Source organism: Pseudomonas sp. IT-93MI4 (assembly GCF_949767635.1).
Classification (GTDB): domain Bacteria; phylum Pseudomonadota; class Gammaproteobacteria; order Pseudomonadales; family Pseudomonadaceae; genus Aquipseudomonas; species Aquipseudomonas putida_A.
Genome location: NZ_CATKPP010000007.1, coordinates 17,797 through 34,843, shown reverse-complemented (window position 1 = coordinate 34,843; position 17,047 = coordinate 17,797). Strand labels below are relative to the sequence as shown.

Below are 17,047 nucleotides of genomic sequence, written 5' to 3'. Positions count from 1 at the left end.
TCCCACAGGGGGATTGCGGCGGCCGAGCCGGCGGCTTGTCCCCGCTTCCCATGTCAGCCCCGCAAGCCCCGATGTTTTAGTTTTTCCAGGCTGCGCACAGCAGGCACGGACTCGCGGCTGCGCGCTCCTTTTTCTCGTATTTACAGCAGGTTATCCCATGCATTTCAGCGAACTGATGGCTGTTCTTTCCACCCATGCGATCCGCCTTCAACAGGAAGATGAAGACCTGGTCATTCTGGGCAGCGACGACGCGCTGGACGATGCGTTGTGGGACAGCCTCAGCGAACACAAGGCGCAACTGCTGGAACTGGTTGCGCAAAACGGTGGCGACTGGCTGAGCCCGGCGTTTCGCATCACCCCGGACATGCTGCCGCTGGTGACGCTGGATCAGCCGACCATCGATCGGCTGGTCGCCAATGTGGCGGGTGGCGCCGCCAACCTGCAGGACATTTACCCGCTGGCGCCGCTGCAGGAAGGCATGCTCTATCTGCACCTGTCGGCGCCCGCCGGTGACCCCTACGTGTCGCAAGCGCGATTCGCCTTCGACAGCCGCGAACGTCTGGAGGCTTTCGCCGAGGCGCTGCAATGGATGATCGAACGCCACGACATCCTGCGCACCTCGTTCGTCTGGGAACGCCTGGACGAACCGCTGCAAGTGGTGCAGCGGCAGGCTCGTCTGCACTGCGAAGAAATCGCCCTCGCGCCGGGCGCGGATGTCCTGACGCAACTGCTGGAGCGCCACGACCCACGGTTCTTCCGCCTCGACATCCAGCAGGCGCCGCTGCTGCGTCTGGTGTACGCCATGGATCCGGCCAACGGGCGCGTGGTCGCGCTGTTGCTGTTCCATCACCTGATCATGGACCACGTCGCGCTCGACGTGGTGCGCCGTGAAACCCGCGCGCATCTGCTGGGCCAGACCGCGCAGGTCGGGCCGCCGGTGCCATACCGCGATCACCTGGCCAAGGCCCGTCTGCGTCTGGACGAACAGACTCACGAGCAGTTTTTCCGCGAGATGCTCGCCGACATCGACGAGCCGACCTTGCCCTGTGGTTTGCAGGATGTGCAGGGCGATGGCCAAGGCATCGAAGAAGCTGTGCTGATGCTCGACACCGACTTCAGCCGGCAACTGCGTGGCCAGGCGCGTCAGCTCGGCGTCAGCGTGGCGAGCCTGATGCACCTGGCGCTGGCGCGGGTGCTCGGCCAGTTGTCGGGCCGCACCGCCGTGGTGTTCGGCACCGTGTTGCTGGGGCGGATGGAGGCGGGCGAGGGCGGCGAACAGGCGCTGGGAATGTTCATCAACACCTTGCCGCTGCGCGTGGATGTCGGGCAGGACGGCGTGCGCGCCGGGGTGCTGGCCACCCATCGACGCCTGACCGCGTTGCTCGGCCATGAACAGACCTCACTGGCCCTGGCCCAGCGTTGCAGCGCAGTGGCGGTGCCGACGCCGTTGTTCAGCGCGATCCTCAACTATCGCCACAGCAGCAGTGAAGAGATCGCCGAGGTCAGCGAACTGGCCCCCGGCGTGCAAGTGCTGGGCGCCCGCGAACGCACCAACTACCCGCTGACGATCAACATCGACGACCTCGGCGAAGACTTGCGCATCACTGCGCTGGCGGATGCGGCGCTGGGTGCCGAACGCATCGCCGCTTACCTGCACACCGCGTTGCACAGCCTGCTGCAGGCCTTGCAATCGACCCCGGATGCGCCGCTGCAACGCCTGAATATTCTGCCGGCGGCCGAGCGCGAATACTTGGTGCACGGGGTCAATTCGCCGTTGCCGCAGTTCCCGGAAACCCCGCTGATTCACCAGCAGTTCGAGGCCCACGCGGCGGCACGCCCCGAGGCCACAGCGCTGCTGTTCGAGGAGCAGACGTTGAGCTACGGCGAACTCAATCGCCGCGCCAACCAGCTTGCCCACCACCTGCTGGCGCGGGGGATTCGTCCGGATCAGCGCGTGGCGATCTGCGTCGAGCGCGGCCCGCAGATGATCATCGGCCTGCTCGGTATCCTCAAGGCCGGCGCCGGTTACGTGCCGATCGACCCGGCGTATCCACTGGAGCGCATCGCTTACACCCTGGAGGACAGCGCCCCGGTGGCGGTGCTGACCCAGGCCGATACGCTGGATCGGGTTGGCGCGCTTGACGTGCCGATCATCGATCTGGACAGCCTGCAGTTGCAGGCTGAACTCAGCAGCAATCCGCAGATTCCCGAGCTGAGCCCGAGTCATCTTGCCTACGTGATCTACACCTCGGGCTCCACCGGGCAGCCCAAGGGTGTGATGGTCGAACACCGCAACGTCACGCGTCTGTTTTCGGCGACCCACGACTGGTTCAACTTCAACCCGCAGGACGTGTGGGCGCTGTTCCATTCCTTCGCCTTCGATTTCTCGGTGTGGGAAATCTGGGGCGCGCTGGCGTTCGGCGGACAACTGTTGCTGGTGCCGCAGGCGGTCAGCCGCTCGCCGGACGACTGCTACGCGCTGCTGTGCCGCACTGGCGTCACTGTGCTCAATCAGACCCCGAGCGCCTTCCGCCAGTTGATCGCCGCGCAGGGCCGCAGCCCGTTGCAGCACTCGTTGCGCGAAGTGATCTTCGGCGGCGAAGCGCTGGAACCGGGCCTGCTCAAACCGTGGTACGCGCGGGTCGGCAATGCCGGTACGCGGCTGGTGAACATGTACGGCATCACTGAAACCACGGTGCACGTGACCTATCGCCCACTGCAGGCAGCGGACGCGCTACTGGTCGGGCGCAGCCCGATCGGTGTGGGCATTCCCGACCTGCAACTGTACGTGCTCGACGCGCAGCGCGAGCCGGTGCCGGCCGGCGTGATCGGCGAGTTGTACGTCGGCGGCGCCGGGGTTGCCCGGGGTTATCTCAATCGTGAAGCGCTGACTGCTGAACGCTTTATCGCCGACCCGTTCAGCGGCCGTGCCGAGGCGCGTCTGTACAAGACCGGTGACCTGGCGCGCTGGTCAGCGGGTGGCAGCCTCGAATACCTCGGGCGCAACGACGATCAAGTGAAGATCCGTGGTTTCCGCATCGAACTCGGTGAAATCGAAGCTCGCCTGGCAGCCTGCGCCGGTGTGCGCGAAGCGCTGGTGATCGCCCGCGAAGACAGTCCCGGTGACAAACGTCTGGTCGCCTACTGGCTGGCCGCCGAAGGCACTGAACCGAGCGCCGCGCAATTGCGCGACGCGTTGCTGCAATCGCTGGCCGAGTACATGGTGCCGAGCGCCTTTGTGCGCCTCGACGCCATACCGCTGACCACCAACGGCAAGCTTGATCGCAAAGCCTTGCCGCAACCGGACAGCGATGCGTTCGCCCGTCGCGGTTTCGATGCCCCAGTGGGGGAAGTCGAAACCCTGATTGCCGGGATTTGGCAGACCCTGCTCGGTGTCGAGCAAGTCGGGCGGCATGACAATTTCTTCGAACTCGGCGGCCATTCGCTGTTGGCGGTGAAATTGATCGAACGCATGCGCCAGCACGACTTGCAGTGCGACGTGCGCGTGCTGTTCGGCCAGCCGAGCGTCGCGGCGCTGGCGGCGACGCTGAGTCACAGTCATACCCTGCGGGTGCCGGACAATCTGATTCCTTTCGATTGCACGCGGATCACCCCGGACATGCTGCCGTTGGCCACGCTGGATCAGGCCGCCATCGACCGCGTGGTCGCCAGCGTGCCCGGCGGCGTCGCCAATGTGCAGGACATTTACGGCCTGGCACCGTTGCAGGCGGGGATTCTCTACCACCATCTGGCGACCAGCGCCGGTGATCCCTACGTATTGCAGGCGCAATTCGCCTTCGCCGGTCTGGCACAGATCAAGGCCTTCGTCCGTGCGTTGAATGCGGTGATTGCGCGTCACGACATTCTGCGCACCAGCGTGGTCTGGGAAGGGCTTGAGGAGCCAGTGCAAGTGGTCTGGCGCGAGGCGCCGCTGGCGCTGGAACGGGTCGATGCCGACCTGCTTGAGGGCGATGTGCTGGAGCAGATGCAGGCGCGGTTCGATCCACGGCACTACCGCCTCGACCTGCGCCGGGCGCCGCTGATGCGTCTGGCCTACACAGAAGACCGTGAACAGCAGCGCTGGGTCGGCATCCTGTTGCTGCACCACATCGTGCTCGACCACACCGCACTGGAAGTGTTGCTGGCGGAAATGAACGACAGCCTGTACCCGAGCGGCGCCGATTTGCCGATGCCGGTGCAGTACCGCAACTACGTGGCGCAGGCGCAACAGCAGGCCGATACTCAGGCGCATGAAGCGTTCTTCCGCGACATGCTCGGCGACATCGACGAGCCGACCGTGGCCTTCGGTGTGCAGGATGTGCATGGCGATGGCAGCAGCATCGTCGACAGCGAGCAGGCGCTGGACGCCGGCGTGGCCGAGCGGTTGCGCGAGCAGGCGCGCCGCCTCGGCATCAGCGCGGCCAGCCTGGTGCACCAGGCCTGGGGCCAGGTGCTGGCGCAGGTTTCGGGGCGTGAAGAGGTGGTGTTCGGCACCGTGCTGCTCGGGCGCATGCAGGGTGGCGAGGGCGCCGATCGCGCACTCGGCATGTTCATCAACACCTTGCCGTTGCGGGTCAGTGTTGGCGCGACTGCGGTGGAGCAAGGCGTGCGCGCTACTCATGAGCGTCTGGCGCAACTGCTGGCGCATGAGCAGGCCTCGCTGTCGCTGGCCCAGCGTTGCAGCGGTGTTGCCGCATCGCTGCCGCTGTTCAGCAGCTTGCTCAACTATCGCCACAGCGCGGCCGAACCGGCAGGCGTGACTTGGGACGGGATCGAGATTCTCAGCTCGCGCGAGCGCAGCAACTATCCGCTGGTGGTCAGCGTCGACGACCTCGGCACCGGTTTCCGCCTGAGCGTGCAAGCGGTGCCGCAAGTGGATGGCGCGCGGGTCTGCGATTACCTGCAAACCGCGCTGCACAACTTGCTGACCGCTCTGGAGCACTCGCCAGCAAAGTCGCTGCGGCAGATCTCGGTGCTGTCGCCGAGCGAACGCCAACGGGTCCTGGTCGGCTTTAACATCACCGGTCGCGATTACCCGCCGGCGCAAACCGTGCAGCGTTTGTTCGAGGCCCAGGCGGCCGCGCACCCCGAGGCATTGGCGGCGGTGCAAGGCGCGCAGCAGTTGCGCTATGGCGAACTCAATCAACGGGCCAATCGTCTGGCGCATCACCTGATCGGCCTTGGCGTGCAACCCGATGACCGGGTCGCCCTGTGTGCCCGGCGCAGCCCGGACATGCTGGTCGCGCTGCTGGCAATCCTCAAGGCCGGCGCCGGTTATGTGCCGGTTGATCCGGCGTATCCACCAGAACGCATCGCCTACCTGTTGCAGGACTGCGCCCCGGTGGCAATCGTGGCGCAAGCATCGACCCGCGATCTGCTCGGTGGCGTGCCGGTCATCGATCTGGACAACGACCTCTGGCAGCACCTGTCGGAGGCCAACCCGCAGGTGCCGGCATTGACGCCGAAGCATCTGGCGTACGTGATCTACACCTCCGGCTCCACTGGCCAACCGAAAGGGGTGATGGTCGAGCATGCCACCCTGGAAAACCTCGTGCACTGGCACGCTGAAGCCTTTGACTTGCAGGCCGGCAGCCAGACCGCGAGCGTCGCCGGCTTCGGTTTCGATGCGATGGCCTGGGAAGTCTGGCCGGCACTGTGTGTCGGCGCAACCTTGCACCTGCCGCCGCCGTCGATCCGCAACGAGCACCTCGACGAGCTGCTCGACTGGTGGTGCGCGCAGCCGTTGCAGGTCAGCTTCTTGCCGACGCCGGTGGCCGAATACGCGTTCAGCCGGCAATTGCAGCACCCGACCTTGTGTACGCTGCTGATCGGCGGTGACCGACTGCGTCAGTTCAGTCGCGCGCAAACCTTCGAGGTGATCAACAACTATGGCCCGACCGAAGCGACGGTGGTCGCCACCTCGGGGCCGGTCGAACTGAATCAGCCGCTGCATATCGGTCGGCCGATCGCCAATGCCAAAGTCTATGTGCTGGACGCCGAGCAGCGCCCGGTGCCGGTGGGTGTGGCGGGCGAGTTGTATGTCGGCGGGGCAGGCGTGGCGCGCGGCTATTTGAATCGTCCCGAGCTGAGCGCGGCGCAGTTCCTCTTCGATCCGTTCAGCGACGAGCCGCAGGCACGCATGTACCGCACCGGCGATCAGGCGCGTTGGCTGGCCGACGGCAACATCGAGTACCTGGGGCGCAACGATGATCAGGTCAAACTGCGTGGCGTGCGTATCGAACTCGGTGAAATCGAAGCCGCGCTCGGCAGTCACGTTGCACTGCAGGAAGTGGTGGTGCTGGTTCGCGATGGGCGGCTGATTGCGTGGTTCACCGAGCGCACGGCGGTCGATATTCAACAGTTGCACTCGCATTTACAGGCTCGCTTGCCAGATGCGCTGCTACCGGCGGCTTACGTGCGTCTGGACGCATTGCCGCTGACCGCCAACGGCAAGATCGACCGCAAGGCCTTGCCGAAACCGGAGCAGGGCGCGTGGCTCAGCCGCGAATATGAAGCGCCACAGGGTGCGGTGGAAACCGCACTGGCGCAGATCTGGATCGACGTGCTGAAAGTCGAGCGGGTCGGGCGTCACGACAACTTCTTCGAATTGGGCGGGCATTCGCTGCTGGCGGTGAGCCTGATCGAGCGCATGCGCCAGATCGACCTCGCGGCCGACGTGCGCGTGCTGTTCAATCAGCCGACCCTGGCCGCATTGGCCGCCGCTGTGGGCAGCGGTCGCGAAATCGAGGTGCCGGCCAACCGCATTCCGCCGGGCTGCACGCACATCACTCCGGACATGCTCAGCCTGACTGAACTCGATCAAGCGAGCATCGAGCGCATCGTCGCCACCGTGCCGGGCGGGGCTGCCAACGTGCAGGACATCTATCCGCTGGCACCGCTGCAGGAAGGCATTCTTTACCACCACTTGAGCGCCGAACAGGGCGATCCATACCTGCTGCAATCGCGGCTGATCTTCGACAGCGTCGAGCGCCTGCGCACCTTCAGCCAAGCCTTGCAGCAGGTCATCGCGCGTCACGACATTCTGCGCACCAGTGTGGTCTGGGAAGGGCTGGCGAGTCCGCAGCAAGTGGTCTGGCGTCAGGCGCCGCTGGTGGTGCAGGCGGTGGCGCTGGATCCGGCGCAGGGCGACGTTCTCGAACAGTTGCACGCGCGGTTCGATGCCCGGCACAACCGCCTCGACCTGAGCCAGGCGCCGCTGATGCGCATCGTCTATGCCGAAGACCCGGCGCAGCAACGGGTGGTGGCGATCATCCTGTTCCAGCACTTGATTCTCGACCACACCGCCATGGAGGTGGTGGGCCAGGAAATGCGTGCTTTCATGTTCAATCAGGCCGACAGCCTCGGCACGCCGATGCCGTACCGCAACTACGTGGCGCAGGCGCGTCTGGGCACCAGCGAGCAGGAACATGAAGCGTTCTTCCGCGACATGCTCGGCGATATCGACGAACCGACCTTGCCGTTCGGCCTGCACGATGTGCAAGGCGATGGCGGCGACATCGAGGAGGCGCAGCAAGCCGTGGATGCCGGGTTGACCCTGCGCCTGCGTGAACAGGCGCGGCAGTTGGGTGTCAGCCCGGCGAGTTTGATGCACCTGGCCTGGGCGCAGGTGCTGGGCGTGCTTGCCAACCGCCGCGACGTAGTGTTCGGCACGGTGCTGTTGGGTCGTTTGCGGGGCGGTCAAGGCGCGGATCGCACCCTCGGCGTGTTCATCAATACCTTGCCGCTGCGGGTGGATGTCAGCGAAGGCGTGCGCGCTGCGGTCAAGACTACCCACGCACGGCTGACCGCGTTGCTGGCCCATGAACACGCGCCATTGGCGCTGGCCCAGCGTTGCAGCGCGGTGTCCGGGGCGCCGCTGTTCAGCGCACTGCTCAACTACCGGCATACCGCTGCCGAAGCGCAGCCGCGTGACGGTCAGGGCATCTGGGAAGGCGTGCAATTGCTTGGCGGCGAAGAGCGCAGCAACTATCCGCTGACCCTCAGCGTCGACGATCTCGGCGAAGACTTTTCCCTGTCCGTGCTGGCGTTGGCGCAGATCGGCGCGCAACGGATCTGCGGCTACATGCACACCGCGCTGGAACATCTGGTGCACGCACTGGAGCAGACGCCACAGCGTGCGCTCAACCGTTTGCCGATTCTTGCGGTCGAGGAATACGAGCGCCTGCTGGTCGGTTTCAACCCGACGGCGGCGGCATACCCGCGCGGCGCAACGATTCAGGCGCTGGTGCAAGCGCAGGCCGAGCAGCAGCCGCAGGCATTGGCGGTGGTGCAGGGCACGCAGCAACTGACCTATGCGCAACTCAATCAGCAGGCCAATCGCCTGGCCCAGCACTTGCTCGGCCTCGGCGTGCAACCGGACGACCGGATTGCCGTGTGCCTGCAACGCAGCCCGCAGATGCTGGTGGCGCTGCTGGCGATTCTCAAGGCCGGCGCCGGTTATGTGCCGGTCGATCCGGCGTACCCGGCCGAACGCATCGCTTACCTGTTGCAGGACAGCGATCCGGTGGCGGTGCTGGCGCAGGGCTCGACCCGCGAGCTGCTGGGCCGGGTGCCGGTGATCGATCTGGACAACGCCCTCTGGCAACACCTGTCCGATTGCAATCCGCAACTGCCGACGCTGACCCCGGCGCATCTGGCCTACGTGATCTACACCTCGGGTTCGACCGGTCAGCCGAAAGGCGTGATGGTCGAACACGCGACCCTGGAAAACCTTGTGCACTGGCACTGCGAGGCGTTCGACCTGCGCGCCGGCAGCCACACCGCCAGCGTCGCCGGTTGCGGTTTCGACGCGATGGCCTGGGAGGTCTGGCCGGCGCTGTGTGTCGGCGCGACCCTGCACCTGCCGCCGCCGTCGATCAGCAACGAACACCTCGATGAACTGCTCGACTGGTGGCGCGCGCAACCGTTGCAGGTGAGTTTCCTGCCGACGCCGATTGCCGAATACGCCTTCAGTCGTGAGTTGGGTCACCCGACCTTGCGCACGCTGTTGATCGGTGGCGACAAGTTGCGCCAGTTCTCGCGTGGGCAGACGTTCGACGTCATCAACAACTACGGCCCGACCGAAGCCACGGTGGTCGCGACATCCGGGCAGATCCATGCCGGGCAATCGCTGCACATCGGCCGACCGATGAGCAACGCCAGGGTCTATCTGCTCGATGAACAGCAACGTCCGGTGCCGGTTGGCGTGGCGGGCGAGCTGTACGTCGGTGGCGCGGGTGTGGCCCGTGGTTATCTGAACCGTCCCGAGCTGACCGCCGAACGTTTCCTCGAAGACCCGTTCAGTGACGAGCCGCAGGCGCGCATGTACCGCACCGGTGACCTCGCGCGCTGGCTGGCCGACGGCAATATCGAGTACCTGGGGCGTAACGACGATCAGGTCAAACTGCGCGGCGTGCGGGTGGAACTGGGTGAAATCGAAGCCGCGCTGTCCAGCCATCCGGCGGTGCAGGACGCGGTGGTGCTGGTGCGCGAGGCGCGGTTGATCGCCTGGTTTACTGCTCGCACAACAGTCGATAACGAGGATCTTCGCGCGCATTTGCAAGCGCGTCTGCCACAAGCACTGGTGCCGGCAGCTTACGTGCGGCTTGAGGCGCTGCCACTGACCGCCAACGGCAAACTCGACCGCAAGGCCTTGCCCGAACCCGATCAGGACGCTTGGCTCAGCCGCGAATACGCAGCCCCGCAAGGGCCGGTGGAAACCGCGCTGGCGCAGGTCTGGGCCGAGGTGCTGCAAGTTGAACAGGTCGGGCGGCACGACAACTTCTTTGAACTGGGCGGACATTCGCTGCTGGCGGTGACCCTGATCGAGCGCATGCGTCAGCTCGGCCTGAGCACTGACGTGCGCGTGCTGTTCAGCCAGCCAACCCTCGCCGCACTGGCCGCCGCCGTCGGCAGCGGTCGCGAAGTCGCGGTGCCGGATAACCTGATTCCACTCGGTTGCACGCATATCACTCCAGACATGCTGACCCTGCTGCAACTGGATCAGGCCAGCATCGAGCGCATCGTCGCCACGGTGCCAGGCGGGGCCGCCAATGTGCAGGACATTTATCCGCTGGCGCCGTTGCAGGAAGGCATTCTTTATCACCACTTGAGCGCCGGGCAGGGTGATCCGTACCTGCTGCAATCGCGCCTGGCATTCGACAGCCTTGAACGCTTGCACGCCTTTGCCGCCGCACTGCGCCAGGTCATGACACGTCACGACATTCTGCGCAGCGGAGTGGTCTGGGAAGGGTTGTCGACGCCGGTGCAAGTGGTCTGGCGTGAAGCCGAGCTGCCGCTGCAGGAGGTTGCATTCGATCCGGCGGGCGGTGATGTTCTGGCGCAGTTGTATGAGCGTTTCGACGCGCGGCATTACCGCATCGACCTCAGTCAGGCGCCGTTGATTCGCCTGGTCTATGCACAAGACCCGGCCAATGATCGAGTGGTCGCCATGCTGCTGTTCCATCACATCGCCATGGATCACACGGCGCTGGAAGTGGTGCAGCAGGAACTGCAGGCGCTGCTCTTCGGTCACGGCGAAGCCCTGATCCCCGCCGTGCCGTATCGCAATTACGTGGCGCAGACCCGGCTGGGTGTCAGCGAGCAGGAGCACGAAGCGTTTTTCCGCGCGATGCTCGGCGAAATTGACGAACCAACGCTGCCGTTCGGTCTGCTGGACGTGCACGGTGACGGCCATGACATCGAAGAATTCCGTCAGCGCCTGCCGGACGCCGTGGCGCAGCGCTTGCGCAGCCAGGCGCGGCAGCTGGGCGTGAGCGTCGCGAGCCTGTTCCATCTGGCATTTGCCCAGGTATTGGCGGCGACCTCCGGACATGCGCGCGTGGTGTTCGGCACCGTGCTGTTGGGGCGGATGCAGGGCGGTACCGGCGCTGATCGCGGTCTGGGGATGTTCATCAACACGCTGCCGCTGCGGGTAGATTTGGGTGATGTTTCGGTGCGTGCCGGGGTGCGCGCCACCCATGCGCAACTGACCGCATTGCTCGGCCATGAACATGCGTCACTGGCATTGGCCCAGCGTTGCAGCGGGGTGGCGGCGCCGTCGCCGCTGTTCAGCGCCATGCTCAACTACCGCCACAGCGTCAGCGAGGAACAGTTGCAGGCCAATCGTCTGGCCTGGCAAGGCATCGAAAACCTCTCCAGCGAGGAGCGCACCAACTATCCGCTGAGCTTCAACGTCGATGACCTGGGGCAGGGCTTTGACCTCACGGCCATGACCCCTTCGCAGATTGGCGCGGCGCGGGTGTGTGGCTACATGCAGCAGGCGTTGGCGGGGCTGGTCGAGGCGCTGGAGCAGACTCCGCAGCAGGCGTTGAATCGCCTGCCGGTGCTGGCGGATGCCGAGCGTCAGCATCTGCTGTTCGGCCTGAACGCCACGGAGGTCGATTACAACCTTGAGCAAACCATTCACGGCTTGTTCGAGACGCAAGTGGCGCGCACGCCTTGGGCACCAGCGGTGGCCGCTGATGAACAGCCACTGACTTATGCCGAACTCAACGCCCGGGCCAATCAACTGGCGCGGCACCTGCGCGAATTGGGCGTAGGGCCGGACTCACGGGTGGCGATCTGCGTCGAGCGCGGTCTGGACATGGTGGTCGGGCTGCTGGCGATCCTGAAGGCCGGTGGCGGTTATGTGCCGCTGGATCCGGCGTATCCGCTGGAACGACTGGCCTACATGCTGGAGGACAGCGCGCCGCTGGCGGTGCTGGTGCAGGGAACGACGCGCTCGTTGCTCGGTGACGTTGGCGTGCCGGTGATCGACCTGGATCAGCCGCATTGGCAAGCGCTGCCGACAGACAATCTTGCGATAACCGAACTGGCCCCGCAGCACACCGCTTACGTGATCTACACCTCCGGTTCCACTGGCCAACCGAAAGGCGTGATCAACGAACATAGCGGGGTAGTCAACCGCTTGTTGTGGATGCAGGACGCTTACCAACTGAGTTCTGCCGACACGGTGTTGCAGAAAACCCCGTTCAGCTTCGACGTCTCGGTCTGGGAGTTCTTCTGGCCGTTGATGACTGGCGCCCGATTAGTCATGGCCCGGCCCGAGGGACACAAGGATCCGCTGTATCTCAGCGAAATCATCGAACGCGAACACATCACCACACTGCACTTTGTTCCGTCGATGCTCGACGTCTTTCTCGCCCACGCCGAAACCGCACGTTGCGGCAGTCTGCGGCAAGTCATGTGCAGCGGCGAAGCGTTGCCGGGCAGCGTGGTGCGGCGTTTCAAACAGCAACTGCCGGCCAGCCAATTGCACAACCTCTATGGCCCGACCGAAGCCGCGGTGGACGTGACCGCGTGGAACTGCGCCGGGCCGTTGGAATACACCCCGGACAACACGCCGATCGGCAAACCGATCGCCAACACCCGGATGTACATCCTCGATGCCCAGCAACAACCGGTGCCGCACGGCGTGGTCGGCGAGCTGTACATCGGTGGCGTGCAGGTGGCGCGCGGTTATCTGAATCGCCCGGAACTGAACGCCGAGCGCTTCCTCAATGATCCGTTCCAGAACAATGGGCGGATGTACCGCACCGGCGACGTCGCCCGTTATCTGCCGGACGGCAACATTGAATACCTGGGTCGCAACGACGATCAGGTGAAGATCCGTGGCCTGCGCATCGAACTCGGTGAAATCCAGGCACGCCTGACCCAGATCGATGGCGTGCAGGAAGCCGCCGTACTGGCCCGCGAAGACGTTCCGGGCGACAAACGTCTGGTGGCGTACTACACCGGCGCACGCCTGGAAATCGAAACGCTGCGCAGCCATCTGCTGGAAAACCTGCCGGACTACATGGTGCCCGCCGTGTTCGTGCATCTCGATGCATTACCGCTGAGCCCCAACGGCAAACTCGACCGCAAGGCGCTGCCGGTTCCGGATCAGGCGGCATTGCCGGTGCGCGAATACGAAGCCCCGGTGGGCGACGTCGAAATCACCCTCGCACGGCTCTGGGCCGAGTTGCTCAACGTCGAGCGGGTAGGGCGCCACGATCATTTCTTTGAACTGGGTGGTCACTCGCTGCTGGCGGTCAGTCTGATCGGCCGCTTGCGTCAGGAAGGCATGGAAGCCGATGTCGGGTCGCTGTTCGAACATCCGACCCTGGCCGGCTACGCCGCAATTACCGAACGAATGGAGATCGTCCTGTGAACGTGATCGAACTGTTGGCCACATTGAAGGCTAAAGATATCCAGCTGGCTGTCGCGGACGACCAATTGCGGGTCAATGGCAACAAGCAGGCGTTGAACGACCCGGCGTTGCTGGCGCTGTTGCGCGAGCACAAACCGGCGCTGATCGAACTGATCAAGGCCGGGCAGTACTCGGCCAGCAAGCACGGCCAGGTCGAGGTGCCGGCCAATGGCATCGTCTCGGGCACCACGCGCATCACCCCGGCGATGCTGACGCTGGTCGAACTCGACCAGGCGACCATCGACCACCTCGTCGCACAAGTCCCCGGCGGCGCAGCCAATGTGCAGGACATCTACCCGCTGGCGCCGTTGCAGGAAGGCATCCTGTATCACCACGTCAGTGGCGGTGACGGCGATCCGTATGTCATGCAATCGCATTTCGCCTTTGCCAGCCGCGAGCGTTTTCAAGCGTTCGCTCAAGCGCTGCAAGCGGTGATCGATCGCCATGACATTCTGCGCACCGCTGTGCATTGGGCAGGGCTGGACGCGCCGGTGCAGGTGGTCTGGCGTCGGGCCGAACTGCCAGTGGAAGAGGTGACGTTGCCTGATGCAAATGGCGACGTGCTGGCGTATCTGCATGAGCGTTTCGACGCCCGGCACTTCCGCCTCGACGTTACCCTGGCGCCACTGATGCGTCTGGCCCACGCCTGGGATGAAGCCGGGCAACGGGTGATCGCCACGCTGCTGTTCCATCACATGGCCCTCGACCACTCGGCCCTCGACGTGGTGCGCCACGAAATGCGCGCCTGCCTCACCGGGCAGCGTGAACTGCTCGGGCGCCCGGTGCCGTTTCGCAACTACGTGGCGCAGGCGCTTCTGGGTGTCAGCGAGGCCGAGCACGAGGCGTTTTTCCGCGAGATGCTCAGCGACATCGATGAACCGACGCTGCCTTACGGCCTGCAGGATGTGCAAGGCGACGGCAGCGAAATCGTCGAACTCAGTGTGCCGGTCGCGGCGCTGTTGGGCCAGCGTCTGCGGGCGCAGGCACGGACGCTCGGCGTCAGTGTCGCCAGCCTGTTCCACCTCGGCTGGGCGCAGATACTGGCCGCGCTGACCGGCAAGCAGCAGGTGGTCTTCGGCACGGTGCTGATGGGTCGCATGCAAGGCGCCGAAGCGATTGACCGGGCGCTGGGAATTTTCATCAACACCTTGCCGTTGCGGGTGAACATCGACGGCCAGGATGTGCGCGCGGCAGTCAACGCCACCCACGCCCGGCTGACCACGCTGATGCGTCACGAACACGCACCGCTGGCTCTGGCTCAGCGCTGCAGTCACGTTCTGGCGCCGACGCCGCTGTTCAGCACGCTGCTCAATTATCGCCACAGCCACAACGTCGCCACCGCCAGTGCCGAAACCCTCGCGGCGTGGGACGGTATCTCCACGTTGCATTCCGAAGAGCGCAGCAACTATCCGTTGACGATGAGTGTCGATGACCTCGGTGATGCATTCAGCCTGACCCTGCTGGCCAGCACCCAGACCGATCCGCAGCGTATCTGCGACTACCTGCACTGCGCGCTGGAAAACCTCGTGCTTGCGCTGGAGCAGGCGCCGCAGACACCGGTCAATCAACTGCCGATCCTGCCGGCGGCGGAGCTTGCGCAGGTGCTGCTCGACTTCAATGCCACCCATGTGGATTTCCCGACGGCACAGACCCTCCAGCAACGTTTCGAGGCGCAGGTGGCCGAGCGGCCTGAGGCGCTGGCGGCAGTGTTTGCCAATGCGCATTTGACCTACGCCGAACTCAACCGTCAGGCCAACGCTTTGGCGCATCACCTGATCGGCCTGGGCGTGAAACCGGATGACCGCGTGGCGATCGTCGCCCGCCGTGGGCTGGACACCCTGGTCGGACTGGTGGCGATCCTCAAGGCCGGCGCCGGTTATGTGCCGATTGATCCGGCGCATCCGGCCGAGCGTTTGAACTACCTGCTCGACGACAGCGCGCCAGTCGCCGTACTGACCCAAAGTCATCTGCGCGAGCGACTGCCGGCGCTAAACGTCCCGGTGCTCGACCTCGATCACTGCAACTGGCCACTGACTGCCACACAAAACCCGCAGGTACCGGGCCTGAGTACCGCGCACCTGGCCTATGTGATCTACACCTCCGGCTCCACTGGTTTGCCCAAAGGCGTGATGGTCGAGCATCACACCTTGAGCAATCTGGTCGACTGGCACTGCACCGCGTTCGACCTGTGTGCCGGGCGTCACACCTCAAGCCTGGCCGGGTTCGGCTTCGATGCGATGGCCTGGGAGGTCTGGCCGGCGTTGTGTGCGGGCGCGACCCTGCATCTGGCGCCGACTCACGAGGGCGGCGAAGACATCGATGCCTTGCTCGCGTGGTGGTGCGCGCAGCCGCTGGACGTGAGCTTCCTGCCGACCCCGGTGGCCGAATACGCCTTCAGCCAGAACCTCGAACACCCGACCCTGCGCACGTTGTTGATCGGCGGCGACCGTTTGCGGCAGTTCAATCGCAACCAGCATTTCGACGTGATCAACAACTACGGCCCGACCGAGGCCACGGTGGTCGCCACTTCTGGTCTGGTGCAAAGCGGCGATGCGCTGCACATCGGCAAACCGCTGAGCAATGCCACGGTGTACCTGCTCGACGAACAGCAGCGCCCGGTGCCGCTTGGCGTGGCGGGCGAGTTGTACGTTGGCGGTGCCGGGGTCGCCCGTGGCTACCTGAATCGCCCGGACATGACTGCCGAGCGCTTTCTGCGTGACCCGTTCAGCCCCTTGCCGAATGCGCGGATGTACCGCACCGGTGACCTTGCACGCTGGCGTGAAGACGGCAACATCGAGTATCTGGGGCGCAACGATGATCAGGTGAAGATCCGTGGCGTGCGCATCGAGCTGGGCGAGATCGAAACCTGCCTCAACCAGTTGCCGGGGATTCAGGAAGCGGTGCTGCTGGCTCGCGAAGATCAACCCGGCCAGCCACGACTGGTGGCGTACTTCACCGAGCAGGCGCAGGTCGAAGCGCTGCCGGTGGGCGAGTTGCGCGCGCAATTGCTCAGCCGTTTGCCGGAATACATGGTGCCGACCGCGTTCGTCAAACTCGCCGCGCTGCCGCTGACCGCTAACGGCAAAGTTGACCGCAAGGCCTTGCCGGCGCCGGATCTGGCAGCGCTGTTCACCCGCGAGTACGCAGCGCCCGAAGGCGAGGTAGAAACCGCGCTGGCACAGATCTGGGCCGACGTGCTGCAGGTCGAGCGGGTTGGGCGCCAGGATCACTTTTTCGAACTCGGCGGGCATTCGTTGCTGGCGATGCGCATGGTCTCGCAAGTGCGCCAACGTCTGGGTGTCGAGCTGGCGCTGAGCGATCTGTTTGCCAACGCCGAACTGGCGGCGGTCGCGGCAGTGCTGAACGAGGCCGGACGCTGTGCGCAACCGCAGATCGTGCCGGTCCCGCGTGACGGCGCGTTGCCGCTGTCGTTCGCCCAACAACGCCTGTGGTTCCTCGCGCAAATGGAAGGCGCCAACACCGCCTACAACATTCCCGTGGCCCTGCGGCTGCGTGGCCGTCTCGACGACGCGGCGCTGCAACGCGCGCTGGCGCGCATTGTGGCCCGCCACGAAACCCTGCGCAGCCGCTTCGCCCAATTCAACGACGAAGCGCAAGTGCTGATCGCCCCGGTGGATACCGGTCTTCTGCTGCGGGTCGAAGACCTGCGTCAGCACCCGCAACCCGAGGAAACCCTGCAGGCGCTGATTCAGGGCGAAGCCTCCGGGCCGTTCGACTTGCAGGACGATCCGTTGATTCGCGGGCGACTGGTGCGGTTGGCCGAAGATCACCATGTGCTGTTGCTGACCCTGCACCACATCATCTCTGACGGCTGGT

General features: G+C 64.9%; 2 protein-coding genes (1 of these 2 cut by a window edge). Both read left to right on the top strand.

The window, feature by feature from the left end; genetic code table 11:
• Positions 1-157 precede the first annotated feature (157 nt).
• Positions 158-13,171, top strand: coding sequence for an amino acid adenylation domain-containing protein (locus tag ACM6I7_RS05415; protein ID WP_414888101.1), 13,014 nt, complete (start codon positions 158-160; stop codon positions 13,169-13,171).
• A protein-coding gene (locus tag ACM6I7_RS05410) for a non-ribosomal peptide synthase/polyketide synthase (RefSeq protein ID WP_414888100.1) crosses the window boundary here: on the top strand, positions 13,168-17,047 show its start. Its footprint extends 13,943 nt past the window's final position; only the first 3,880 of its 17,823 coding nucleotides appear in the window; the start codon lies at positions 13,168-13,170; the stop codon falls past the right edge of the window. Before ACM6I7_RS05415 ends, ACM6I7_RS05410 begins: the two co-directional genes overlap by 4 nt.